The organism is Pseudomonas sp. SK, from assembly GCF_012975065.1.
GTDB classification, from domain to species: Bacteria; Pseudomonadota; Gammaproteobacteria; order Pseudomonadales; family Pseudomonadaceae; genus Aquipseudomonas; species Aquipseudomonas anuradhapurensis.
The window spans coordinates 3,888,569-3,912,923 of the sequence record NZ_CP051857.1 but is presented as its reverse complement, the minus strand read 5'-3'; the positions used below and the strand labels follow the sequence as shown (position 1 = coordinate 3,912,923).

At 64.4% G+C, this 24,355-nt stretch carries 26 protein-coding genes; 18 read left to right on the top strand and 8 right to left on the bottom strand.

The window, feature by feature from the left end; all coding sequences use genetic code 11:
• Positions 1-233: 233 nt before the first annotated feature.
• From HG549_RS17960 to HG549_RS17950, 3 genes are all read right to left on the bottom strand, one after another.
• A complete protein-coding gene (locus HG549_RS17960; protein WP_170031070.1) occupies positions 234-2,951 on the bottom strand; it encodes a dermonecrotic toxin domain-containing protein in 2,718 nt (905 codons plus the stop codon).
• 165 nt (positions 2,952-3,116) lie between these two features.
• Positions 3,117-3,473, bottom strand: coding sequence for an EscU/YscU/HrcU family type III secretion system export apparatus switch protein (locus HG549_RS17955; RefSeq protein WP_170031068.1), 357 nt, complete (start codon positions 3,471-3,473; stop codon positions 3,117-3,119).
• On the bottom strand, positions 3,470-5,029 hold the full coding sequence (locus HG549_RS17950; RefSeq protein ID WP_170031066.1) for a flagellar hook-length control protein FliK: 1,560 nt from the start codon (positions 5,027-5,029) through the stop codon (positions 3,470-3,472). Before HG549_RS17950 ends, HG549_RS17955 begins: the two co-directional genes overlap by 4 nt.
• A gap of 132 nt (positions 5,030-5,161) precedes the next feature.
• On the opposite strand from HG549_RS17950, the gene ccmA reads away from it, so the two are divergent.
• From ccmA to HG549_RS17870, 16 genes are all read left to right on the top strand, one after another.
• Positions 5,162-5,794 carry a cytochrome c biogenesis heme-transporting ATPase CcmA gene (ccmA, locus tag HG549_RS17945; RefSeq protein ID WP_170031064.1) on the top strand — a complete coding sequence of 211 codons (633 nt, stop codon included), beginning with the start codon at positions 5,162-5,164 and terminating at the stop codon, positions 5,792-5,794.
• Positions 5,782-6,459 (top strand): heme exporter protein CcmB, encoded by a 678-nt coding sequence (gene ccmB / locus HG549_RS17940; RefSeq protein ID WP_013973563.1) that lies wholly within the window; start codon positions 5,782-5,784, stop codon positions 6,457-6,459. The genes ccmA and ccmB overlap by 13 nt, the downstream gene beginning before the upstream one ends.
• 46 nt (positions 6,460-6,505) lie before the next feature.
• A complete protein-coding gene (locus HG549_RS17935) occupies positions 6,506-7,273 on the top strand; it encodes a heme ABC transporter permease (protein ID WP_170031062.1) in 768 nt (255 codons plus the stop codon).
• Entirely contained in the window at positions 7,270-7,446 is a 177-nt protein-coding gene (gene ccmD / locus HG549_RS17930) for a heme exporter protein CcmD (RefSeq protein ID WP_170031060.1), read from the top strand. Before HG549_RS17935 ends, ccmD begins: the two co-directional genes overlap by 4 nt.
• Positions 7,443-7,898, top strand: coding sequence for a cytochrome c maturation protein CcmE (ccmE, locus tag HG549_RS17925; RefSeq protein ID WP_170031058.1), 456 nt, complete (start codon positions 7,443-7,445; stop codon positions 7,896-7,898). Before ccmD ends, ccmE begins: the two co-directional genes overlap by 4 nt.
• An 11-nt stretch (positions 7,899-7,909) precedes the next feature.
• On the top strand, positions 7,910-9,883 hold the full coding sequence (locus tag HG549_RS17920) for a heme lyase CcmF/NrfE family subunit (protein WP_170034239.1): 1,974 nt from the start codon (positions 7,910-7,912) through the stop codon (positions 9,881-9,883).
• Positions 9,880-10,416 carry a DsbE family thiol:disulfide interchange protein gene (locus HG549_RS17915; RefSeq protein WP_170031056.1) on the top strand — a complete coding sequence of 179 codons (537 nt, stop codon included), beginning with the start codon at positions 9,880-9,882 and terminating at the stop codon, positions 10,414-10,416. Before HG549_RS17920 ends, HG549_RS17915 begins: the two co-directional genes overlap by 4 nt.
• Entirely contained in the window at positions 10,413-10,889 is a 477-nt protein-coding gene (locus HG549_RS17910) for a cytochrome c-type biogenesis protein (RefSeq protein ID WP_170031054.1), read from the top strand. Before HG549_RS17915 ends, HG549_RS17910 begins: the two co-directional genes overlap by 4 nt.
• Entirely contained in the window at positions 10,882-12,078 is a 1,197-nt protein-coding gene (gene ccmI / locus HG549_RS17905) for a c-type cytochrome biogenesis protein CcmI (RefSeq protein ID WP_170031052.1), read from the top strand. Before HG549_RS17910 ends, ccmI begins: the two co-directional genes overlap by 8 nt.
• A gap of 12 nt (positions 12,079-12,090) precedes the next feature.
• Positions 12,091-12,507: a hypothetical protein gene (locus tag HG549_RS17900; RefSeq protein ID WP_170031050.1), complete on the top strand. Its 417-nt coding sequence runs from the start codon at positions 12,091-12,093 to the stop codon at positions 12,505-12,507.
• 680 nt (positions 12,508-13,187) lie between these two features.
• A complete protein-coding gene (locus HG549_RS17895) occupies positions 13,188-13,394 on the top strand; it encodes a hypothetical protein (RefSeq protein WP_170031048.1) in 207 nt (68 codons plus the stop codon).
• 38 nt (positions 13,395-13,432) lie between these two features.
• The gene (locus HG549_RS17890) at positions 13,433-14,371 is read left to right on the top strand and encodes a 2-hydroxyacid dehydrogenase (RefSeq protein WP_170031046.1); all 939 of its coding nucleotides are present in this window, start codon (positions 13,433-13,435) and stop codon (positions 14,369-14,371) included.
• A gap of 46 nt (positions 14,372-14,417) precedes the next feature.
• A complete protein-coding gene (locus HG549_RS17885) occupies positions 14,418-15,206 on the top strand; it encodes a PhzF family phenazine biosynthesis protein (protein ID WP_170031044.1) in 789 nt (262 codons plus the stop codon).
• 92 nt (positions 15,207-15,298) lie between these two features.
• Positions 15,299-15,706 carry a GFA family protein gene (locus tag HG549_RS17880; protein WP_170031042.1) on the top strand — a complete coding sequence of 136 codons (408 nt, stop codon included), beginning with the start codon at positions 15,299-15,301 and terminating at the stop codon, positions 15,704-15,706.
• A gap of 109 nt (positions 15,707-15,815) precedes the next feature.
• Positions 15,816-16,154 carry an FKBP-type peptidyl-prolyl cis-trans isomerase gene (locus HG549_RS17875; protein WP_170031040.1) on the top strand — a complete coding sequence of 113 codons (339 nt, stop codon included), beginning with the start codon at positions 15,816-15,818 and terminating at the stop codon, positions 16,152-16,154.
• A gap of 194 nt (positions 16,155-16,348) precedes the next feature.
• Positions 16,349-17,011 carry a histidine phosphatase family protein gene (locus HG549_RS17870; protein ID WP_170034237.1) on the top strand — a complete coding sequence of 221 codons (663 nt, stop codon included), beginning with the start codon at positions 16,349-16,351 and terminating at the stop codon, positions 17,009-17,011.
• 31 nt (positions 17,012-17,042) lie between these two features.
• Here HG549_RS17870 and HG549_RS17865 read toward each other — a convergent pair whose 3' ends face one another.
• The 3 genes from HG549_RS17865 to HG549_RS17855 form a co-directional block, all read right to left on the bottom strand.
• On the bottom strand, positions 17,043-17,771 hold the full coding sequence (locus HG549_RS17865; RefSeq protein ID WP_170031038.1) for an aspartate/glutamate racemase family protein: 729 nt from the start codon (positions 17,769-17,771) through the stop codon (positions 17,043-17,045).
• Between the two features lie 16 nt (positions 17,772-17,787).
• A complete protein-coding gene (locus HG549_RS17860; RefSeq protein WP_170031036.1) occupies positions 17,788-19,320 on the bottom strand; it encodes an NCS1 family nucleobase:cation symporter-1 in 1,533 nt (510 codons plus the stop codon).
• Between the two features lie 494 nt (positions 19,321-19,814).
• On the bottom strand, positions 19,815-20,252 hold the full coding sequence (locus tag HG549_RS17855) for an Lrp/AsnC family transcriptional regulator (protein WP_170031034.1): 438 nt from the start codon (positions 20,250-20,252) through the stop codon (positions 19,815-19,817).
• Between the two features lie 133 nt (positions 20,253-20,385).
• On the opposite strand from HG549_RS17855, the gene HG549_RS17850 reads away from it, so the two are divergent.
• Both HG549_RS17850 and HG549_RS17845 read left to right on the top strand, forming a co-directional pair.
• Positions 20,386-21,282: a DMT family transporter gene (locus HG549_RS17850; protein WP_170031032.1), complete on the top strand. Its 897-nt coding sequence runs from the start codon at positions 20,386-20,388 to the stop codon at positions 21,280-21,282.
• Positions 21,283-21,396: 114 nt separating this feature from the next.
• Positions 21,397-22,323, top strand: coding sequence for a class I SAM-dependent methyltransferase (locus tag HG549_RS17845; protein ID WP_170031030.1), 927 nt, complete (start codon positions 21,397-21,399; stop codon positions 22,321-22,323).
• A gap of 46 nt (positions 22,324-22,369) precedes the next feature.
• Here the strand turns inward: HG549_RS17845 and HG549_RS17840 are convergent, their stop codons facing one another.
• Together HG549_RS17840 and HG549_RS17835 are read right to left on the bottom strand one after the other, a co-directional pair.
• Positions 22,370-23,368 carry a sulfate ABC transporter substrate-binding protein gene (locus HG549_RS17840; RefSeq protein WP_170031028.1) on the bottom strand — a complete coding sequence of 333 codons (999 nt, stop codon included), beginning with the start codon at positions 23,366-23,368 and terminating at the stop codon, positions 22,370-22,372.
• 135 nt (positions 23,369-23,503) lie between these two features.
• A complete protein-coding gene (locus HG549_RS17835; RefSeq protein ID WP_170031026.1) occupies positions 23,504-24,325 on the bottom strand; it encodes an ion transporter in 822 nt (273 codons plus the stop codon).
• Positions 24,326-24,355: the final 30 nt, after the last annotated feature.

Here is a 24,355-nt window from a genome sequence, read left to right as displayed (position 1 = left end):
CATTGGTAGGAGGTCTGCAACTGACAGAAATGATAGTTGCAGTTCAAATGGTTTATGGTAGGGCAAGCAATGGCAGTCGGCTTCGTTCCAGCTACGAAGATGGGGAACCTTGAAAACCTGGAGGGGTGCTGGTTACTTCGTCGACCTGTTCAGGCCTGAGTTCTGTCCCCAAGGCTCTGCACGACAATGATTGATGACGAAGGCGACCACGGGGCCGCCTTTTTTGTGGATGCTCAGGGGCGTGCCCAGGCGTTGAAGCTGCCGATCCGGGCGAAGCGGTTCAGCGGTAGCAGCTCACGCAGCGCGGCGTGGTAGTGGTCGAGGTTGACGAACTGCCAGGAATTGAGGCGTTGGATGGAGTACAGGTTCGTCACCTGGCGCAAGGTCCGCAAGGCCGGCAGGTGCTGGTCGACCACCGCCGTGAGCAGTGCCGGCCCGGTGAGTCGGCTGAGGCGCTGGGCGTAGTCATAGAAGCCATTGGGGTCATCGCGCAGGGCTGGCCGATGGTTGTAGAACTCCGGTTCGGCCTGGTAGCGGGTGCGCATCTCCTCGGCAATTGCAAGCAATGTCGGGTTGCCGCGATGGCTGCCGATCAGGCTGGTGTTGTAGAGGCAATTCATGCTGAGCGCTTCATTGGACATTGGCGGTGACAGCAGCAGGCCATCTGGCGTGGCGAGCAACGGCACCTGGTCAATGGCTTCGCCGGCCTCGGCGGGGGGCAGCAGCGTATCGTCAACATCCATGTACAGGCCCCCTTCGTGGTGCAGCATCGGGTAGCGCAACACGTCTGACGCCGAAGAGTAGTGGCGGGCCACTCCGCCGTTACCGTCCAGGGCCGCCTGGTACTGCGCGTGGTAGGGCCCCTGGCGAAAATCACCGAAGAACGCTTGCTCCTCCAGCGGCAGCACCTGCACGCCGGGCGCCTGTGCGGCCAGCAGGCGCAGGTTTTCGGCGTAGGCGGCAGGCCAGGCGTTGGAGAGCAGCAGGCGCAGGGAGTATTCGCTGTCGGCCAGGCGAGCGGCATTGTTGGCCAGGTTGGCGATCAGGCTCTGGGCGATGACCCGATCGCCCACCCACAGGCAGCTGATCTGCTTCGGGATCGGCGTGCTCTGCTGGCTCAGGGCAGGCAATTCGACCGGTAATGGCAAGTCGATGCCGAGCGCGCGCAGGCTGCGGGTGCGCATGGCGTTGTCGACCTGACGTGGCGCATCGAGCGGGTGCAGGTTGCTGCTTTGCGGGCGGGCAACGTAACCCACCGGCTCGACCTCGTTGATGGCATCTGCCTGGATGAAAAGGTCGGCAGCCATGTCGTAGATCACCCGGGTCTGGTAGCCGCCGATGCTGGTAACGAGGGCGTCCGGGCCGCCATCGTAACGGGGGGTGCGGACGATCGAGCCGGCAATCGCCTGGTCACCGCCGGGCAAGGGGGCGATGGGGTCATGGATGCGGAAGAAGGGGGCGACGTCGAGGTCCGGCAGGTGCGGCGCCATCATCGGGCTCAACGGGTAGCCGATCTGCTCGTTGATGCGGCTGGGCGCCACGAAACGGGCGTTCCTGCTCTCGAACAGGACTTTGCTGCTGGCTGCGCCGTGCAAGACCAGGGGCAGGGCGTTGAACAGCCCCCAGGTGATGTTGGCCGTACCCTGCTGCTTTTCCGTCAGGTCTTTGCCGTTGATGACCTGGTCCAGGCCGAAGCCGAGCTGGGCGATACCGCCCAGTGCAAGCAGCGGTGCCAGGCCCGGCACCACCAGGCTCAGCGGCGCTATCAGGTTGAGCGTGGTGGCCAGATAACCACGCCAGCGCGCCTTGGTGACTGCGCTGTCGGGGGTGATGATGAAGTCGGCGTCATCGTAGCTGCGCTGGCGTTGGCGCTCGGCCAGGGCCTGGAACACATCACCGGTAATTCTCGGGTTGTATCTGCCCGGTCGGTAATTCACGTAGACCTGGGGTGACCACACCCCATCGTCATTGAAAAAGCCGTGCTGCGGTGGCAAGCGATGGCTGTGCGGGTAGTCGGCCAGGCCTTCCAGGGCGGTATCAAGGCCACTGAAGTCCAGGCCCTGTGGGCCGTCGGCCAAGCGGAAGTGCTGCCTGAGTGCCTGGCGCCGTGCGGGGTCCTTGCATTGTTCGCCGACCCAGTCCTTGAGCAGACGTTCGCTGGCGAACTCCAGCAGTGGTGCGCTGTTACCTGGTGCGTAGAGCAGCGTCAGGTCGCTGCTGGCGTCGTTGATATACAGCAGGTCGGTCGCCGCATAGCCATAGATGCTCAAGGTGCTCAGGCGCAGGCCCTCGCCGCGCGGTAGCAGCTCGGCGGCACGCCAGGCCAGCTGGCGCGCGGAATCGCTGAGGCTGCCGTGTGCCACCTGGATATTGCAGGCCGCAATGAAATTGAGCTTGCAGGACAGCCGGTAGGCGTCCAGGTGGTCGCGCCAGTAGCTGTCCAGCATGGCCTTGAATGGCGTATGGAAATCCAGCGTTTCGATGAATTGCTGGAAGGCCTCGGCCGCGATCGGCAGATGTGTCGAAGCGTCATAGCGGGCTGGCTCGGTGCGGCGGAACAGGCCATTGAATACCTGGTAGGCGGCACCGTAGTGGTTGAAGGGCAGTGCTGGCAAGGTCTCGACGATACGCATCGCGCCGTGGGGCAGAGCGCCGGCCCAGGGCGCATCGAACAAGGCGCCGATCAGGTTGTTGGCGGATTCGCCTTGCCAGTTGCCCAGCAACGCCTGGGTCAGGCTCTGCCGCTGAGTTACCGCTGCGAGCGGGGTGCCGAGGCTGTCGGCGCGCCAGTGCAGGGTGACGACGTCGATCTGTTGCGGGTCGAGGTCGAAACCATGCTGCGCGAGCCACCGGCGGATCAGCCGGTTGGCCTCGCGGTCCGGGCGAGGAATGTTGCTCAGGTGGTCACGGACGAATTGCACGCCGCTTGCGTTGATTCTGCTGGTGGACATGCGGTTCACCTTGCTTGGTTGGGGGACTGGCAAGGCTGCGCTGTCGGCGCTCGGGTGTGGCGGTAGATATCTACAGGCTGCGGCGCGGCGGCAAGCACAATAGAGCGGGGAGGGGCTGCAGGTTCTGTCGTCTCCCTGGGGGAGGCCTGTTTTCGAGCGCTGACGTCAGTGTGAATCAGGGGGGCCGGGCGCCACGTGCGACAACCGCTTGACGGCAGGGGTGATCTCGCGTTCGCCAGCGGGCTCGTCGCTGAAGCCAACCGGTACCTTGCCACGCAGTTGCCAGGCAAACGCGATGATTTCGGCAATGGTCAGGTACAGCGCTTCAGGGATCTGCTCGCCCAGTTCCAGGCGTGCCAGCAGCCGCACCAGTTCGGCGTTTTCATAGATCGGCACCTCATGTTCGCGGGCCAGGGCCAGGATTGCCTCGGCCAGGTCGTCGTCACCCTTGGCGGTCAGGGTCGGGGCTTGCTCGCCGTCGTAGCTCAAGGCGATCGCCTGGCGCGGTTGTCTGTCGATCATGCGGTCTCGTCTACCCAGCGTTGTTCGATGCGCGTGTGCGGGCCCTGTGGCGGGATGCCCGGTCGGCATTCCAGGTCGCCGACCTCCAGGCCACGTGCCAGCAGGCGGGCACGCAAGTCGCCGAGCTGGCTCTCGATCAGCCGTGCGGTCTGTTCGCGCTCGGCCCACAATTGGCCGCAGAGGCGTCCCTGTGCCAGCTGCGCCTGGACCTGCAGCGGGCCCAGCGGGGCCAGGTCGAAGGCCAGGTCGACCCGCCACAGTGCCTGCAGCGGGTCGGGCTGTTCACGCTGCTGGCGTTCGGCCTGTTGCTCCGGGGTTTCTTCGCGCTGCAGCTTCACTTGCAGGGGGATGAACTCCTGCCCGTGGCGGACCGGGACTTCGGTCTGCCAGGTAGTCTGCAGGTTGCCGTTTTCCAGCGTGCCGGATTGTTGCAGGCTGCTCAGCGCGTGGCTCTGCAGGCGCGAGATGGCAGCAGCAGCCAGGCGCAGCAACTGTTGCAGGTCGCCTTCGTTCTCCATGGCCTGGAGCAAACGCGATGGCAGCGGGAAGGCACCCGGCGGTGTCCGTGGGCTGACCCGGTCGAGCAAGCCCAGCGCGCTGCGGGCCATGGCCGGCAGTGCCTGGGCCAGGGTCGCCGTGGCGATTACCGGGTTGGCCGGGGCATTGACTGATGCCTGGGCTACCAGCCGCACCAGTTGCGCCTTGAGGTCGGTAGCCACGCTGGCGCTCAGGCCGCCGAGCAGTTTGCCCTCGAGGAAGGCACCGCTGTTGCTGATGGCCTGGGCAAGGGTTTTGCCGTCACTGAGCTGGCGGGCATCCGCCAGGCTGGCGAGCAGGGTATTGGCGGTGCTGCGCAGCTCGCTATCGCTGCCCTGGGCGTTGGCAATCTGCTGCAAGGCGTTCAGCAGGCCGGGCAGGGACGCCTGCCTGCCTTGCTGGGTGAGCAGCTGCTGGGCGATGTTCAATTGTTCCTGGCGACCGCTCAGCGGTACGAAGCGCAGCGACTGGTCACCTTGGACCACGGCGCTGAGCAGGCTGCCGACCGGCAGCGGGCGCGGGCTGTCGATGGTCAGGGTGGCACCGGCCTGGGCGCTGTTGAGCAGGCTGACCAACGAGCGGAAGCTGGCTGTTTCGCCCGCCTGCACCGGCAATGGCTGGTTGGTCAGCACCTTGCCTTGCAGCAGGGTACCGACGGCCACCTGGCTGGTGTCGAGCCGGGTCAGGGTGGCGATATTGCTGGCGTTGGCCTGTTGCACGAGGATGGCCAGGCGGTTGCTTTCAGGCTGGCTGACCGTGACCTGGCTACCCGGCGGAATCGGCTGGCTGGCAGTGGCCTGGACCTGGGTCTGGCTGCCGTTGGCCTGGATCACCTGCAGCACCAGCTGGAAGGTGGCTCCGCTCTGGCGCATCGACAAGACCTCGGCCTGAGCGGCTTCGCCGGGTTTCAGCAGGCCCGGCTGGGTCTCGGTCAGGTCGAGCAGTGCACCGGTCAGCTGGGCCTTGAGCGCCTGCGCATTGACCGCGGTTTGTGCGCCAAGACTATTGATTTCAGTCATGATTGTATACAACCTGTGGAGCCCGCCCTCTTGGCAGCGTGGCCGCACATGCAATAATGCAGGCCGCCCGCCCTAGCCAGTATAACGGCAGCAAGGGGGGCGACTTGAGAAGCATCTAGATAAGGCGAATCCGTGACCCTTCACCTCCAAGCCGTGGGCCTGGCCTGCGAGCGCGACTTGCGCCTGCTGTTCGAGCACCTGGATTTCGAGCTGCGCCCTGGCGACATGCTGCAGATCAGCGGCCCCAACGGCAGCGGCAAGACCAGCCTGCTGCGCCTGCTGGCCGGGCTGATGCAACCCACCGCCGGGCAGATTCTGCTGGGCGGGCAGCCGCTCGGCGAGCAGCGCCATGCCCTGGCCAGCATCCTGCTGTGGATCGGCCATGCGGCGGGCATCAAGGACCTGCTCACCGCCGAGGAGAACCTCAGCTGGCTCGGCGCCCTGCATCAGCCGGCCACCCCCGAGGCCATCTGGGCGGCACTCGCAGCGGTCGGCCTGCGCGGTTTCGAAGATGTGCCCTGCCACACCCTGTCGGCAGGCCAGCAGCGCCGCGTGGCGTTGGCCCGGCTGTACCTGGCCAGCCCGCCGCTATGGATTCTCGATGAACCTTTCACCGCCCTCGACAAGCAAGGCGTGGCGCAGCTTGAAGCGCACCTGGCGGCCCACTGCGAGCAGGGCGGCACGGTGGTGCTGACCACCCACCACACGCTGGCGCGCAAGCCCTCCGGCTACCGTGAACTGAACCTGGGGCAATGGGCGGCATGAGCGTATTCATCCTGTTGTTGCGCCGCGAAGCGCGGCTGCTGTTCCGCCGCCCGGCCGAGCTGGCCAACCCGCTGGTGTTCTTTGCCATCGTGGTGGCGTTGTTCCCGTTGGCGGTCGGCCCGGAAAGCCAATTGTTGCAAACCTTGTCGCCAGGCCTGGTCTGGGTGGCGGCACTGCTCGCGGTATTGCTGTCGCTGGACGGCCTGTTCCGCAGTGATTTCGAGGATGGCTCGCTGGAGCAATGGGTGCTGTCGCCGCATCCACTGGCGTTGCTGGTGCTGGCCAAGGTGCTGGCGCACTGGATCTTTTCCGGGCTGGCACTGGTATTGTTGGCGCCGCTGCTGGCACTGATGCTGGGGCTACCGAGCCATTGCCTGCCGGTGCTGCTCGGCTCGCTGCTGCTGGGCACGCCGGTCCTGAGCCTGCTGGGCGCCGTCGGCGCGGCGCTGACGGTCGGGCTGAAGCGCGGTGGTTTGCTGCTGGCATTGCTGATTCTGCCGTTGTATATCCCTGTATTGATCCTGGGCAGTGGTGCGTTGCAAGCGGCGTTGCAGAATATGCCGGCAACCGGCCACCTGCTCTGGCTGGCCAGCCTCACGGCCCTGGCCGTGACCCTGGCACCCTTTGCGATAGCGGCTGGCCTGAAGATCAGCGTCGGCGAATAACGAGTCCCGGGCTTTCAAGCCCGGCCAATACCCTGGATGTACCCTGATGAAAATAAGCTGGACGTGGTTCCACAAGCTGGGCTCCCCGAAATGGTTCTATGCCATCAGCGGCCGCATGCTGCCGTGGCTTGCTGGCGCTGCCGTGCTGCTGCTGCTGGTCGGCATCACCTGGGGCCTGGCCTTCGCCCCCCAGGACTACCAGCAGGGCAACAGCTTCCGCATCATCTACATCCATGTGCCGGCGGCGATGCTGGCGCAATCCTGCTACGTGCTGCTGGCCGTGGCCGGGGTGGTGGGGCTGGTGTGGAAGATGAAACTGGCCGACGTCGCCCTGCAGTGCGCCGCACCGATTGGCGCCTGGATGACCGCCGTGGCGCTGGTCACCGGTGCCATCTGGGGCAAGCCGACCTGGGGCAGCTGGTGGGTCTGGGATGCCCGGCTGACGTCCATGCTCATCCTGTTGTTCCTGTACTTCGGCATTATTGCGTTGGGCCAGGCGATCAGTAATCGTGACAGTGCAGCCAAGGCCTGCGCGGTGCTGGCGATTGTCGGTGTGGTGAACATCCCGATCATCAAGTATTCGGTGGAGTGGTGGAACACCCTGCATCAGGGTGCCACCTTCACCCTCACGGAAAAACCGGCGATGCCCGCCGAAATGTGGCTGCCGTTGCTGTGCACGGCGCTGGGCTTCTACTGCTTCTTCGGTGCGGTGCTGTTGCTGCGCATGCGCCTCGAAGTGCTCAAGCGCGAGGCGCGCGCCAGTTGGGTCAAGGAGGAAGTATTGAACAGCCTGGGGCGGAGGGCCGCACCATGAGTTTTGCCACCTTCGGTGACTTTCTCGCCATGGGCCAGCATGGCCTGTACGTGTGGACGGCCTATGGCATCTGCCTGGCAGTGCTGGCGCTGAATGTCGCCGCACCCGTGCTGGCCCGCCGTCGCTACCTGCAAGATGAGGCGCGCCGTTTGCGCCGGGAGAACAACCAGTGAATCCGCAGCGCAAGAAACGCCTGTTGCTCATCGTCGGCCTGCTGGTCGGCGTCGGGGTTGCCGTCGGCTTTGCCTTGAGCGCATTGCAGCAGAACATCAACCTGTTCTACACCCCGACCCAGATCGCCAACGGCGAGGCACCGCTGGATACGCGCATTCGCGCTGGCGGCATGGTCGAGAAGGGCTCGGTGCAGCGTTCTGCCGATTCGCTCGACGTGCGCTTCGTGGTCACCGACTTCAACAAGTCCGTGCCGATCACCTACCGCGGCATCCTGCCGGACCTGTTCCGTGAAGGGCAGGGCATCGTCGCCCTCGGCAAGCTCAACGGCGACGGCGTGGTGGTCGCCGACGAAGTGCTGGCCAAGCACGACGAGAAGTACATGCCGCCCGAAGTGACCAAGGCCCTGAAGGAAAGCGGCCAGGCAGCCGGTGGCATGGAGGCCAGGCCATGAACGCGGCGCTGGTGATCCCCGAGCTCGGCCAGCTGGCCATGATCCTGGCGATCTGTTTTGCCGCCGTGCAGGCCACGCTGCCGCTGCTGGGCGCGTGGCGTAACGACAGCCTGTGGATGAGCCTGGCGCGCCCGGCAGCCTGGGGCCAGTTCGCGTTCCTGGCCTTTGCCTTCGCCTGCCTGACCCACGCGTTCATGACCGACAACTTCTCGGTCGCCTACGTGGCCAGCAACTCCAACAGCGCCTTGCCGTGGTACTACAAGTTCAGCGCCGTCTGGGGCGCCCACGAAGGCTCCTTGTTGCTCTGGGCGTTGATCCTCGGCGGCTGGACCTTTGCCGTGTCGATCTTCTCGCGCCAGTTGCCACAGGTGATGCTGGCCCGTGTGCTGGCGGTGATGGGCATGATCAGCGTCGGCTTCCTGAGCTTCCTGATCATCACCTCCAATCCGTTCCAGCGCCTGTTGCCGCAGGTGCCGAGCGATGGCCGCGACCTCAACCCGCTGCTGCAGGACTTCGGCCTGATCGTCCACCCGCCGATGCTGTACATGGGCTACGTCGGTTTCTCGGTGGCCTTTGCCTTTGCCATCGCCGCGCTGCTCGGCGGGCGCCTGGACGCCGCCTGGGCGCGCTGGTCGCGGCCGTGGACCATCGTCGCCTGGGCTTTCCTCGGCGTGGGGATCACCCTGGGTTCGTGGTGGGCCTACTACGAACTGGGCTGGGGCGGCTGGTGGTTCTGGGACCCGGTCGAGAACGCCTCGTTCATGCCTTGGCTGGTGGGCACCGCGTTGATCCACTCGCTGGCGGTGACGGAAAAGCGCGGGGTGTTCAAGAGCTGGACCGTGCTGCTGGCGATTGCCGCGTTCTCGCTGAGCCTGCTGGGTACCTTCCTGGTCCGCTCCGGGGTGTTGACCTCGGTGCACGCGTTTGCCGCCGACCCGGCGCGTGGCGTGTTCATCCTGATCTTCCTGCTGTTCGTGGTCGGCGGTTCGCTGACCTTGTTCGCCGTGCGCGCGCCGGTGGTCAAGAGCCAGGTCGGCTTTGCCCTGTGGTCGCGGGAAACGTTGCTGCTGGCCAACAACCTGATCCTGGTGGTCGCTGCTTCGATGATCCTGCTCGGCACCTTGTACCCGTTGGTACTCGACGCCCTCAGCGGGGCCAAGCTGTCGGTCGGCCCGCCATACTTCGATGCCTTGTTCCTGCCGTTGATGGCGCTGCTGATGGTGGTGCTGGGCGTGGGCGTGGTGGTGCGCTGGAAAGACACCCCGGGCAAGTGGCTGGCGAGCATGATGACCCCGGTATTGATCGGCAGCGCAGTGCTGGCGCCGCTCGCCGGCTTCATCGTCGATGATTTCGACTGGCCAGCGCTGAGCGCCTTCGCCCTGGCTGCCTGGGTGGTGCTCGGCGGGTTGCGCGACATCTTCGACAAGACCCGTCACAAAGGCCTGGTCAAAGGCGTGCTGGGCCTTTCGCGCAGCTACTGGGGCATGCAGCTGGCGCACCTGGGCCTGGCGGTGTGTGCCTTGGGCGTGGTGCTGTCGAGCAACAACAGCGCCGAGCGCGACCTGCGCATGGCGCCGGGCGAAAGCGTCGAGCTGGGCGGTTATCACTTCCTGTTCGAAGGCGCCAGGCACTACGAAGGGCCGAACTTCATCTCCGACAAGGGCACCATCGTGGTCAGCCGCGATGGCCGCGAAGTGACCACCCTGCACCCGGAAAAGCGCCTGTACAGCGTGCAGCAGTCGATGATGACCGAAGCCGGCATCGACGCCGGCTTCACCCGCGACCTGTATGTTGCCCTTGGCGAGCCGCTGGAAAACGGCGCCTGGGCAGTGCGCGTGCACATCAAGCCTTATGTCCGCTGGATCTGGCTGGGCGGTCTGCTGACCGGCCTGGGCGGGTTGCTGGCGGCCCTCGACCGGCGCTACCGCGTCAAGGTCAAGACCCGGGTGCGTGAAGCCCTGGGCGTGTCTGGAGCAGCTGCATGAAGCGTTGGATCATGGTGGTGCCATTGGTGGTGTTCCTGCTGATGGCGGTTGTCCTCTACAAGGGGCTGTTCCTCAAGCCCGACGAGCTGCCGTCGGCAATGATCGGCAAGCCGTTCCCGGCGTTTTCCCTGGCCTCGACCCAGGGCGACCGTACCCTGACCCAGGCTGACTTGCAGGGCCGCCCGGCGCTGGTCAACGTGTGGGCGACCTGGTGCCCGTCGTGCAAGGTCGAACACCCGTACCTCAACCAGCTGGCCGAGCAGGGCGTGGTGATCCACGGCATCAACTACAAGGACGACAACGCCGCCGCACAGAAGTGGCTGGCCGAATTCCACAACCCGTACCAGCTGGACATCCGTGACGAACAGGGCAGCCTGGGCCTGGACCTGGGCGTGTACGGCGCGCCGGAAACCTTCCTGATCGACGCCAAGGGCATCATCCGCTACAAGCACGTCGGCATCGTCGATGCCACGGTATGGCGCGAACAGCTGGCACCGCTGTACCAGGGCCTGGTCGACGAGGCCAGGCCATGAAGCGCTGGTTGGCAGCGGCCGTGCTGGGCATGAGCCTGGCCGGTGTGGCCAAGGCGGCCATCGATACCTACCAGTTCCGCGATGACGCCGAGCGCGAGCGTTACCAGCAGCTGACCAAGGAACTGCGTTGCCCCAAGTGCCAGAACCAGGACATCGCCGACTCCAACGCACCGATCGCCGCCGACCTGCGCCGGGAAATCTTCCGCATGCTCGGTGAAGGCAAGAGCAACCAGCAGATCGTCGACTTCATGGTCGACCGCTATGGCGACTTCGTGCGCTACAAGCCGGCACTCAGTGGCCGCACCTGGTTGCTCTGGTTCGGCCCGGGGATCTTGCTGGTCGGCGGCTTCGTGGTGCTGGCGGTGATCGTGCGCCGTCGCCGTGGTTCGGCCACCCAGGCTGCGCAGGAGCTGTCCTTCGAAGAACGCGAGCGTCTCGCCAAACTGCTGGAAAAAGAACAGACCCATGACTGAATTCTGGCTTAGTGCGGGCCTGCTGCTGCTCGCTGCCATCGGCTTTCTGCTGATCCCGATCCTGCGTGGCCGTCGCCAGCAGCAGGAAGAAGACCGCACCGCCCTGAACGTGGCGCTGTACCAGGAGCGTATCGCCGAACTGGCGGCGCAGCAGGCCGCTGGCGTGCTCGACGACACGCAGATGGCCAAGGGCCGCGACGAAGCCGCCCGCGAGCTGCTGGCGGACACCGAAGGTGCCGAACCTGCGCGCCAGGGCCACCTGGGCAAGGCGTTGCCAGTGCTGGCGGCGCTGCTGGTGCCGCTGATGGCGCTGGGGCTGTACCTGCATTTTGGCGCGGCGGACAAGGTGGCCCTGACCCAGGAATTTGCCGAGGCGCCGAAGTCGATGGAAGAGATGACGACGCGCCTGGAGCGGGTGGTGCAGGCCCAGCCGGATTCGGCCGAGGCGGTGTACTTCCTGGGGCGTGCCTACATGGCCGAACAGCGCCCGGGCGACGCCGCGCGCACCTTCGAGCGCGCGGTGGCCTTGGCCGGGCGCCAGCCTGAATTGCTCGGGCAGTGGGCCCAGGCGTTGTACTTCGCTGCTGGCAAGCAGTGGAGCGGGCAGTTGCAGGCGCTGACGGACGAAGCACTGAAAGCCGACCCCAACGAAGTGACCAGCCTGGGGCTGCGTGGTATCGCTGCGTTCGAGGGCGAGCGTTACCAGGAAGCGATCGATTACTGGAAGCGCTTGCTGGCCCAACTGCCGGAAGGCGACGCATCGCGTGCCGCCCTGCAGGGCGGCATCGACCGCGCTGCCGAGCGCCTGGGTGGCTCGCCGGGCCAGGCCGCGCAAGCCGCGCCGGTGGTGGCGCGCCTGAAGGTGCGGGTGGAGCTGGCTGCGGCGTTGAAAGACAAGGTTCGGGCGAACGACACGGTGTTCATCTTCGCCCGCGCCAGCAATGGGCCGCCGATGCCGTTGGCGGCCAAGCGGGTGACGGTGGCGCAGTTGCCGATCGAGGTGGAATTGTCCGATGCTGACGCAATGATGCCGCAGATGAAACTGTCGGACTTTGCCGAAGTCCAACTGGTTGCACGTGTCTCGCGTGCTGGCCAGCCTACCCATGGCGAGTGGATTGGCCAGGGCGCGCCACTGCCCAGCGCCACGCAGGCCACCCAGCACCTGACCATCGACAGCCCCGACCCGTAAGAGAGCAATGCCATGCACAGCACCGTCCGCCTGACCCTGATCACCCTGGCCCTGGGTTTGTCTGCGTGTACGGTGCATGAGCCGTACGAGCAGCCGGAGCCGCCGATCGAGCGGTTGCCGCAGCAGGGGCCGGTGGTCAAGCCGGTGCCGGGTGGGCAACCGTCCACTGCGCCGAGCAAGCCGGCGGCCATTCCCAAGCCGATGCCGCGTACTTCGGCCAGCTTCGCGCCACCGCCTGGCGGGGCGAGCCATTGGGACCCGAAACTGGGTGTATACGTACTTGAGAAGCAACCCAATACCTTCTACCGCCAGCGTACCTACTACCGGTTCGATAACGGCTGGAGTTGGTCGCTGAGCCCGAATGGGCCTTGGCAGGAAACGGACAGCAGTGGCGTACCGGGTGGCTTGGGACGCGCATTCGCCCAGTAGTTGCAGCGTTAACGTTGCTTTTGCTTTTGCTTTTGCTTTTTGCTCTTGCTTCTAAGCGCGCGATAGTTCAGGCGCCGCCGAATGCGACTTCAGGAGGCCGAGCGAAGGGCTTGCGGAGGGAGGTGACGGGCATGGATGCCCGTCAAGCGCTGAGGCCCCATGGATGGGGCCTGCAGCGCGTCCTCCCGGGAGCAAGCCCGTAGCGAGGGGACCCCGGAGCGCAGCGTAGGGGCCGGATGATGGGAGCCAGCGTTTTTTGGTTACTTTTTGCCGCGTTTGGCAAAAAGTGACCCGCCGTAAGGGCGGAAAGGTGACGAAGCGCCGCCTTCGAAAATGAATGTTGACCTCATTGTTGAAGCCCACGCTTGAAAGCGAAAAGCGAAAAGCGAAAAGCGAAAAGCGAAAAGCGAAAAGCGAAAAGCGAAAAGCGAAAAGCTTGAAGCGGGATAGCGCTGGTTTTTATCGCGCGCAAAGTCCATTGGCGATGGCGACGCTGACTCACCTTTTCGCCCTTACGGCGAGTCACTTTTTGCCAAACGCGGCAAAAAGTAACCAAAAAACGCTGCGCTCCCATCATCCGGCCCCTACGCTTCGCTACGGGGTTCCCTCACTCCGGCCTTGCTCCCGGGAGGACGCGCTGCAGGCCCCATCCATGGGGCCTCAGCGCTTGACGGGCATCCATGCCCGTCACCTCCCTCCGCAAGGCCTACGTTCGGCCTCCTGAAGTCGCGAAGATCAAGATCAAGATCAAGATCAAGATCAAGATCAAGATCAAGATCAAGATCAAAAGCAGAGCAAGAGCAAGAGCAAGACAGGGGCAAGAAGCCATGCTGAGCAGAACAGTGCAGTTTTGCCTCATTATTTCGGTTGACTGTACTGGTCGGTGATTCCGCATAATGCCACCTCGAATTGATCCGGAGGTGGCATGCGCAAGACAGTCCTGGTCCTGGTAGAAACCGTCGACGATTACCTGCCCTTGCTGGAGCAGGCTGGCTATCAGCTGATTCGTGCCCCCACACCGCAACTGCGCGCCGAAGCCATTCGGCACCACGCCGATGAAATCGATGCGGTACTCACCCGCGGCCCGCTGGGCCTGACAGCCGGCGAAATCCAAACCCTGCGCCGTTTACAGATCATCTGCGTGATCGGCGCCGGCTACGAGCAGGTCGATCTGGCCGCCGCAGCCGCCCGCGGCATCACCGTCACCAACGGTGCCGGGGCCAATGCCAACGCGGTCGCTGACCACGCCATGGCATTGATGTTGGCGCTGCTGCGCGACATTCCCCGCGCCGATGCCAGTATCCGCCACGGCGAATGGAACCGAGTGATCAGCCCCTCGGTGACTGGCAAGCGCCTGGGCATTCTCGGCCTCGGTGCGGTCGGGCAGGCTATCGCCAGGCGCGCCCATCAGGGCTTCGACATGCCCATCAGCTACCACAGCCGCACGCCACGCCAGGATCTGCCCTACACCTGGTACGACAGCCCGCTGCACCTGGCCGAGGCCGTCGACATCCTGCTGGTGGCTACCCCCGGCGGTGCCGAGACCCGCCATCTGGTCGATGCCGCGGTGCTCGATGCGCTGGGCGCCAAGGGCTACCTGGTAAACATCGCCCGCGCCAGCGTGGTCGACACCCAGGCGCTGGTTACCGCCCTGCAGCAGGGCCGGCTGGCCGCTGCCGCGCTCGATGTGTTCGATGACGAGCCACAGGTGCCGGATGCGCTCAAGGCCCTCGCCAATACCGTGCTCACGCCCCATGTAGCCGGCCAGTCGCCAGAGGCGGCACGCGACACGGTAGCCTTGGTACTGCGCAACTTGCAGGCGTTCTTTGCCGGTGAGCCGGTGCTCACCCCCGTTCTACCTTGACCCATTCGATATCCCCGGCACTGCCCGGCCCATAAGGAGCGTTTGCATGCAACTCGAGATCTTCCAGGTCGATGCTTTTTCCGCCGAACCCTTCGGTGGCAACCCGGCAGCGGTGATTCCGCTGGACACCTGGCTAGCGGATGACCTACTGCAGCGCATCGCCGAAGAAAACAACCTGTCGGAAACCGCCTATTTCGTGCGCAACGGTGACACGTTCGACCTGCGCTGGTTCACCCCCAGTGTCGAGGTAGACCTGTGCGGCCATGCCACCCTGGCGTCGGCCTACGTGCTGTTCGAGCAGTTGGGCGAGCAGGCGCAGGTGCTGCGCTTCAACACCCGCAGTGGCGAACTGCGTGTCAGCCGCAGCGGCGATGGGCTGCTGGCCATGGACTTTCCAGCCAGGCAACCGGTCGCCGTGGACCTTCCCGCGGGCCTGCTGCAGGCGCTTGGGCTGAGCCAGGCGCAAGCGGTGTTCCGTAGCGATGACTATGTGGTGGTGATCGATGATGCCTTGTTGCTCGATCGTTTGCAGCCGGACTTCGTCGCCCTGGCGCGCTTCGACGTGCGCGGTATCGCAGTGACGGCGGCAGGCCGCGGCTTTGATTTCGTTACCCGCTGGTTCGGCCCGCGAGTGGGCGTCGACGAAGACCCGGTGACCGGTTCGGCGCACACCTCACTGGCGCCGATATGGGCCGAGCGCCTGGGCAAACAGGTGCTCAGCTGCGAGCAGGGTGGTGCGCGCAAAGGGCACCTGCAATGCGAAGTGCCGGGCAACGGCAGGGTGATCATCAGCGGGCGGGCAGCATTGTACCTGCGTGGTACGGTATACCTCTGACCCGGACATCCGCCTTGCGCTGCCTGCGCCGGCGATGTGGCCGGCACAGGCGTCTATAATTGCTGGCCCATCTTCAGCTGAAGGAGCCAGCCATGTCCCTGGAAAAACACGGCACCTGCCTGTGCGGCGCCACCCGGCTCACCGCTATCGTCGACAACACCCACATCAGCGCCTGCCATTGCAGCATGTGCCGCAAGTGGACCGGCGGCCCGCTGCTGGTCGTGCACTGCAGCCAGCCACCGGTAATCGAAGGGCGTGCGCCCAGCGTCTACGATTCGTCCGATTGGGCTCAGCGCGGTTTCTGCGGCCAGTGCGGCACCCATCTGTATTACCGGCTCAAGGCCAACGACTTCCATGCCGTGCCGGTCGGCCTGCTTGACGGTGACCAGGAATGGGCGTTCGACCTGCAGATTTTTGTCGAACAGAAACCCGCCTGGTATTGCTTCGCCAACCAGACCAGGGAATTGACCGGGCAGCAGGCCTTCGAGCAGCTCGGCTGATCCAGGCCTGTGGCAGCGGGCGGCACTGACGTCGATGCCATGCGAACTTGCCAAACAGGCGCATTCCTGAGAAAAGGGCGGCTTTGTTTCCAGTGTTGGAGTGTGCCCCGTGAGCCAAGAACTGCAGATCACCGACCTCGCCGAAGGCGACGGCAAGGCCGTCGTCAAAGGCGCCCTGATCACCACCCAGTACACCGGCTGGCTGGCCGATGGCAGCGAGTTCGACTCATCCTGGTCGCGCGGTAAACCGTTCCAGTGCGTGATCGGCACCGGCCGGGTCATCAAGGGCTGGGACCAAGGCCTGATGGGCATGCGCGTGGGTGGCAAGCGCAGGCTGCAGGTGCCGGCGCAGTTGGCCTACGGCGAGCGCAGCGTGGGTGCGATCCCGCCGCATTCGGACCTGACCTTCGAGATCGAGTTGCTGGAAGTGCTGACGCGCGATGACTGAAAGCGCCCGGCCACTCGCCAGGCGCATGCAACCGCAGGTTCTTTTGCCCTACACAATTCGGCAACACCCATTCCCTAGCATGGCCTCGTCCAGGGAGGGCACCCGACTTCAAGGAGGAACCAAACGGGTTCAGGGCACTCTGACTCTCACTCGTTGCCAAGGATGGCACCCACTACAAAGGGTGTCTCGCCTTGATCAAGTTGCCTACGTTCTTTTCCCGTCATCGTCACCTGCTGCTGGGCCTGGTGCTCAGCGCTGCCGCCGTGCCGCTGTTGCTGGAGGCTGTTGAAAGCCGGGCGCAACCGGCGGATGGCACGCAAACCCTGGTGTTCCTGCGCCACGCCGAGAAGCCGGAAGAGGGCTTGGGCCAATTGAACTGCCAGGGCCTCAACCGGGCGCTGGATCTGGCCAGCGTGCTGCCCGAACGCTTCGGCAAAGCCGACTACGTGTTCGCCGCCAACCCGTCGCGGCATGTCGAGGAAGGCAGCAAGCAGGAAAGCTACAGCTACATCCGCCCGCTGATGACCATCACCCCCAGCGCCATTCGCCTGGGCCTGCCGGTGAACATCGATTACGGCGCCAACGACACCGAAGCGCTGGCCGACGAGCTGCTGCGCGACAAGTACCGCAACGCGACCGTCTACACCGCCTGGTCGCACGGCTACCTGCCCGAGTTGATCAACACTGTCGCCGGCAAGGCCCTGGGCGACCAGCGGGTGATCACCGAGGACTGGAACGGTGACGATTTCGATACCCTCTACGTGCTCAAGCTGACCTGGCACGACGGCAAGGCCAGCCTGCTCAGCCGCAACGTGCGCCAGGGGCTGGATGGTCGGGCTCGGGGCTGCCCGACCTGAGCCGCGGGTGACGGCTTGACCGTACCAGGAATCAACGACCGCAGCGCATCGGCCAACCCAGCACCTTCTTCGCCCGCGGCGTGGCATAGGTACGCACCTTGGAGGTACTCAGGCCCATGCGCACCAGCGCTTCGGCAACGGTAACCGCCGCGCTGACGCCATCCACCACCGGCACGCCCGTGCGCAGGCGGATCTGCTCGTCCAGCCCGGCCATGCCGCCGCAACCCAGGCAGATCACCTCGGCCTTGTCGTCATGCACGGCGCGTTCGGCCTGTTCGACGATCGCCTCCACGGCGCGCTGCGGGTCGGCCTCCAGTTCCAGCACCGCCAGGCCACTGGCGCGCACCGAGGCGCAGCGGTCATACAGCCCGGACAGCTTCAGGCGGTCTTCGATCAGTGGCACGGTGCGGTCCAGGGTGGTCACCACCGAATAGGCGTGGCCCAGGTACATCGCGGTGCTGGCGGCAGCGTCGGTGATGTCCACCACCGGTACGTCCAGCAACTCCTGCAGGCCCTCGCGGCCATGCTCGCCATAGCCGGCCTGGATCACCGCATCGTACGGGCCGTCGTAGGCCAGCACCCGGTCCATCACGGCGATGGCGGCCAGGTAGCTTTCGAAATTGCCTTCCACCGATTCGGCGCCGAACCATGGGGTCAGGCCGATGATTTCGGTACCGGGCGCGGCCACGCTGCGGGCCTGTTCGGCGATGGCTTCGGTGATGGCTGCGGTGGTGTTGACGTTGGCAATCAGGATACGCATGTGTAGCCCTCCCTGGTCAGTGGCTGCTGTGGTCGACGGCGATGCATTCGCCGCTGACGTCGTGGTATTGGCGGTTGCGCGGCGCGATCAGCAGGTACACCGCAGCGGCGATGCCGGCGCCGATCAGCCAGGAGAACGGCGCGATGCCATGGAAGTTGGGCACCAGGGCCAGGACGATGGCCAGCAGCGCGGCCGGCACGAAGGCTGCCACGGCGCGCAGGTTGATGCCCTTGCTGTAGTGGTAGGCCCCGGCCGGGTGCTCGGTGTACAGCTCCGGCACGTTGATGCGGCCTTTGCGCAGCAACCAGTAGTCGGCCATGATCACTCCGTACAGCGGGCCGAGCAGCGCGCCCAGGCCGGACAGGAAGTACACGATCACCAGCGGGCTGTTGTACAGGTTCCACGGCAGGATCAGCACCGCCAGGGTGGCGCTGATCAGCCCGGCACGGCGGAAGTTCAGGTGGCGCGGCGCGAGGTTGCTGAGCACGAAGGCCGGCGCGACGAAGTTGGCCATGATGTTCACTGCCACGGTGACGATCAGGAAGGCCAGGCAACCGAGCACCAGGAACGGCGTGCTGGGGATGCTGGCGACGATCTGCGTCGGGCTGTCGATGACCTGGCCGTTGATCTGGAACTGCGCACCGCATAGCACCACGGTGATCATGGCGAACACCAGGATATTCACCGGCAGGCCCCAGAAATTGCCCACGCGAATGGTCTTGCGGCAGGGCGAGGAGCGGGCGAAGTCGCAGAAGTTCAGCACCAGGGTGCCGTAGATGGCCAGCCACAAGGCGCCGCCGGCAAAGATGTTGCGCCACATCTCGTAGCCGCTCAGCGGCGCGGCCACCGACCAGGCGATGCGGGCGTCAGCCTGGACGTACATGAACACCGCCAGGGCGGCAACCGTCAGCAGGATCACCGGGCCGGCGAAGGCCTCGTAGCGGCGCACCATCTCCATGCCGTAGGCGAGGATTACCAGCTGCACCAGCCAGATCGACACGAAGCACACCCAGCCCAGGCTCGACAGGCCGAGGATGCTGTCGTGGTCGTAGGCGGCCAGGTGCGGCCACACGGCAGTGAGTAGCACCCGCAGCACCACCGATGCCAGGTAGGTCTGGATGCCGAACCAGGCGATGGCGATGACCGCGCGGATCAGTGCCGGGATCTGCGCGCCGTGGATGCCGAAGGCGATGCGGCTGATGACCGGGAACGGCACGCCGGTTTTCTGCCCCATGTAGCCGGACAGGTTCATGAAGAAGTACACCAGCGCTGCGCCGATGGCCAGCGACAGCAGTATCTGCCAGCCACCCAGGCCGAGGGCGAACAAGCCCATGGCGAACGAGTAGTTGGCAATGTTGTGCACATCGTTGGTCCACAGCGCGAAGATGCTGTAGCGGCCCCAGCGGCGGCCGTGGAGGCGCGTCGGGGCGAGGTCGCGATTATGCAGGCGTGGGCTCAGGGCAAGTGCCGGCTGGCTGTCGGCGAGTGGCGAGGCGGGGTGGGTGCTGGCGACGGATAGTTCAGGGGCAAGGTCGAGGCTGGTACTCATTCCGGCGGGCTCCTGATGCACGTGGACTGCGATGAGCGGGCATGCGCACGGGCTCGCCATCTCGTCGGTGCAGCGTTGGCATCACTGGGTTCTGGGCGCGGCGGCCGCTGTTGGGGCGGCGTCGCGGGTTCTTGTGTATTTATGTTTTGTTCAACTTGTATACAAAACACGAACACACAAAAGCGAGTTCCGTGCCACAGGAACACCAACCAGGTAGATGCCATTATTTTGAATCTGTCGTTACAGCCGATAACTTTATGAAATATGGAAAATATAATTTGACCGATTGAACAAGTTTAAATTTTTTACGTACTACTTAGTTGATCGATTGGTCAAGCTTTGAGGTGGGCGTGGTGTAACGTATTGGGGCGCCAAATTGGAAACTGCACACAAAAATGGCACTTATGGTGACATTCTTGTGTACAAAAATTAGTCAGCTTTTCTGTGCCGGCGTCTTTGCGGGTTGCGCGCAGAGAGGCCGGCTCAGACTTGGTTCAGTCCATCGGCGGCAACCGCCGCTTCACCGGGCTTTTCTTGATGATTGCGGTATTGGTCTCGGCCACCGTATAGAGGCGGTCGAGCAGAGTGTCCAATTGTTCCATCGAACGCACATGCAGCCGGGCAATGAAACAGTCATCGCCGACGACCTTGTCGCACTCGGTGAACTCGGGGATGGCAATGATCTGCCGCTCCACCTCCTGCAACTGCCCGGGCAGCGGGCGGATGCGCACGATCGCTTGCAGCTGGTAGCCAAACGCGCGCGGGTCGACCTCCACGGTGTAGCCACGCAACACGCCACGCTCCTCCAGGCGGCGCAAGCGTTCACTGACGCTGGGCGCAGACAACCCGCTGATCTGCGCCAAGGCCTTGAGCGAACGGCGTGAGTCTTCCATCAGTGCATTGATCAGCAGTTGGTCGATGGCATCGGTCATGTTCACCTCGTAAGGTCGTTTGGATGATTTGCCTTGATAGTAAAGGTAGCTCGGCAAATCTGCCTTCGATATTCGCTGGAAGGCCTCCCGGAAACATTTGCATACTGTTGCCATCATCGACAGGAGGTGTGAAATGGACAGTTCGTTGCGCCGTGGTTCGCTGGAAATGGTGGCCGCCATGCTTATTTCCGGGACCATCGGCTGGTTCGTGCTGGTGTCTGGCCAGCCGGTGCTCGAGGTGGTGTTCTGGCGCTGCGTGTTCGGTGCCGTGACCTTGCTGGCCATCTGCGCAGGCTTTGGCTTCTTGCGGCCGGGCGTTATCAGCCGCACGGCATTTCTGCTGGCGATTGCCAGCGGTGTGGCTATCGTCGGCAACTGGGTGCTGTTGTTCGCGTCCTACTCGCGGGCATCGATTGCCATCGGCACGGCGGTGTACAACGTGCAGCCGTTCATGCTGGTGGGGCTGGCGGCGGTGTTCCTGGGCGAAAGGATCACCTTGGCCAAGGTCACCTGGCTGAGCGTGGCGTTCCTTGGCATGCTGGCGATCGTCAGTGCCCATGGCAGCGGGCAGGGTGGTGGTGACGATTATCTGCTGGGCATTGCCCTGGCGCTGGGGGCGGCCTTCCTGTATGCCATCGCGGCACTGATCATCAAGCGCCTGAGCGGCACCCCACCGCACCTGATCGCGTTGATCCAGGTGACTACCGGCGTGCTGTTGCTGGCGCCTTGGGTCAAGCTGGGCGGGTTGCCGGGCGAAGTGCCGGCGCTGGCCAGCCTGGTGACCTTGGGCATGGTGCACACGGGCTTGATGTATGTGCTGCTGTACAGCGCCATCCAGCGCTTGCCCACGGCATTGACCGGGGCGCTGTCGTTCATCTACCCGATTGCAGCGATATTGGTCGACTGGGTGGCCTTTGGGCATCGTCTGGCACCGCTGCAGTGGCTGGGGGTGGCGCTGATCCTGCTGGCGGCGGCGGGGATGCAGCAGGGCTGGTGGTTCCGGCCTGTGCGGGTTGTGGCCGAGGAGTGAGGTGGTAGGCGGGCAAACCCGCTTCCAGGGCCGGCACAGCCCTGTGGGAGCGGTTTTACCCGTGAAAGGGCGCGCAAGGTAGAATGGCGTTTTTTTGCCAGCTTGCGACCCCTGATGATTTCGCCAATCCAGACTCTTGAGCACCACCTGCTCACCGCCCTCGACCCTGCCCCGCAGGAAACCCGCCGCCTGTTCCACGGCCGTGGCCGCTGCTGGGCGGGCCTGGAGCAGGTCACCGTCGACTGGCTGCAGGGTGTACTGTCGGTGGCGCTGTTCCGCGAGCCGCCCGAAGGCCAGCTGGCCGAACTGGAAGCCATGTTGCGCAGCCTCGCCGAGCGCCCACAGTGGACCGGCCAGGCCATCCTCCTCCAGCACCGTTACCTGCCCGACAGCCCGGGCCAGTGGCTGCTGGGCGAGCCGTGCCAGCAACGCGAAGTGATCGAAGACGGCCTGGCCTACCTGCTGGACCTGGGTGTGCGGCAGAACAACGGCCTGTTCCTCGACATGCGCTATGGCCGACGTTGGGTGCGCGAGCAGGCGGCGGGCAAGCGTGTGCTGAACCTGTTCGCCTATACCTGCGGTTTTTCGGTGGCGGCAATTGCCGGCGGCGCCGAGCAGGTGGTGAACCTGGACATGGCCAAGTCGGCATTGTCGCGCGGGCGCGACAATCATCGGCTGAATGGCCATGACCCGTCGCGCGTGGCGTACCTGGGGCACGAGCTGTTCAAGTCGTGGGGCAAGGTGCGCAAGTACGGGCCTTATGACCTGATCATCATCGACCCACCGACCTTCCAGCGCGGCAGCTTCGTGCTGACCCAGGACTATGCGAAGATCCTGCGCCGCTTGCCGGAGCTGTTGAACCCGGGCGGCACGGTGCTGGCGTGCGTGAACGACCCGGGGATCGGGCCGGAGTTTCTGGTCGAGGGCATGGCGCAGCAGGCGCCGTCGCTGGCGTTTGTCGAGCGGCTGGAGAACCCGCCCGAGTTTCCCGATGCGGACCCGGCGGGCGGGCTGAAGGCCTTGGTGTTCCGCCAGGGCTGAGGTTGCCTGTACTGGCCGGCGACAGGGCCGGCCAGGCCTGCAGCCATTACTGATTGGTATAGATCTGGTCGAACACCCCACCATCATTGAAGTGGGTCTTCTGCACGGTGCGCCAGTCGCCGAAGGTCTTCTCCACCGACAGGAAGTCCACTTTCGGGAAGCGGTCGGTGTACTTGGCCAGTACCGTTGCATCACGCGGGCGCAGGTAGTTCTGAGCGGCAATTTCCTGGGCCGCTGGCGACCACAGGTATTTCAGGTATTCCTCGGCCACCGCCTGGGTGCCTTTGCGCGCCACAACCTTGTCGACCACGCTCACTGGCGGCTCGGCTTCGGCCGATACGCTCGGGTAGACCACTTCGAACTGGTCGCGGCCAAATTCGCGGGCGATCATCTCGGCTTCGTTCTCGAAGGTCACCAGCACGTCGCCGATCTGGTTGGTCATGAACGTGGTGGTTGCGGCGCGGCCACCGGTGTCGAGCACAGGCGCCTGCTTGAACAGCTTGCCGACGAAGGCCTTGGCCTTGTTCTCGTCGCCGCCTTGCTTGAGTACATAGCCCCAGGCCGACAGGTAGGTGTAGCGACCGTTACCCGAAGTCTTCGGGTTGGGCACGATTACCTGCACGCCGTCCTTGAGCAGGTCGGGCCAGTCCTTCAGGGCTTTCGGGTTGCCCTTGCGCACGATGAACACGGTGGCCGAGGTGAACGGCGCGCTGTTGTTCGGCAGGCGGCTTACCCAGTTGTCCGGCACCAGCTTGCCGTTGTCGGCCAGGGCGTTGATGTCGGTGGCCATGTTCATGGTGATGACATCGGCCGGCAGGCCATCGATCACTGCACGCGCCTGCTTGCTCGAGCCGCCGAAGGACATCTGCACGTTGACCTTCTCGTTGTGCTCGGCTTCCCAGTGCTTCTGGAAGGCCGGGTTGTAGTCCTTGTAGAAGTCGCGCATCACGTCGTAGGAGACATTGAGCAGGGTGGGGGCGGCCTGGGCAAGGTTGCCCAGGGCAAGGCCTGCGGCGAGCAGCGAGGCGGTGAAGAGTTTTTTCACGTTGCTTCCTTGTTGTCGAAAAGGTATTGGCAATTTGCCTGCGACTATAGCGGGCAGGTCCGTGGCGGTTAAAGAACAAAAAACACTTTGGTTATGCTTCTGCCTGCTCTGGCAACAGGGCCGGGGCAGGCAACATCATTGTTTAGGGAACAGCGCATTGCCACAGCGCGAACAGAACGCTGCCGCAGGTTCATGGCTCTTCTTGCTGCAGGTGGGGCAGTCATGCTGCACCTGCTCGCCGCGCATGGCGTTGGCCAGTTCGGCGGTGAATATCCCGGTCGGCACGGCAATGATCGAATAACCGATGATCATCACCAGCGACGAAATCACCTGCCCCAGCGGGGTCTTCGGCACGATATCGCCAAAGCCCACGGTGGTCAGGGTGACGATGGCCCAGTAGATGCCTTTGGGGATGCTGGTGAAACCGTGCTGCGGCCCTTCGATCACGTACATCAGGGTGCCGAACACGGTCACCAGGGTGGAAACGGTGACCAGAAACACGATGATCTTCTGCTTGCTGCCGCGCAGCGCGTCGATCAGATAATGCGCCTGCTTGAGGTATGGGCTGAGCTTGAGCACGCGGAAAATCCGCAGCATCCGGATCACGCGGATGATCAGCAGGTACTGGGCGTCGCTGTAGTACAGGGCGATGATCCCCGGCACGATCGCCAGCAGGTCGACCAGGCCGTAGAAGCTGAAGGCATAGCGCAGCGGCTTGGGCGAGCAGTACAGGCGGGTGAGGTACTCGGCCAGGAAGATCGCGGTGAAGCCCCATTCGATAGCGGCCAGCAGGCCGGCGTAGCCCTGGTGTACTTCGTCGATGCTATCGAGGATGACGGTGACCAGGCTGGCCAGGATGATCAGCAAGAGGATCTTGTCGAAGCGTCTTCCAGCCACGGTGTCGGTCTGGAAGACGATGACGAAGAGCCGCTCGCGCAGGCTCGCGGGGTTGTTCATGGGCTCGTTCCAAAATTGCGATGGGCTGAG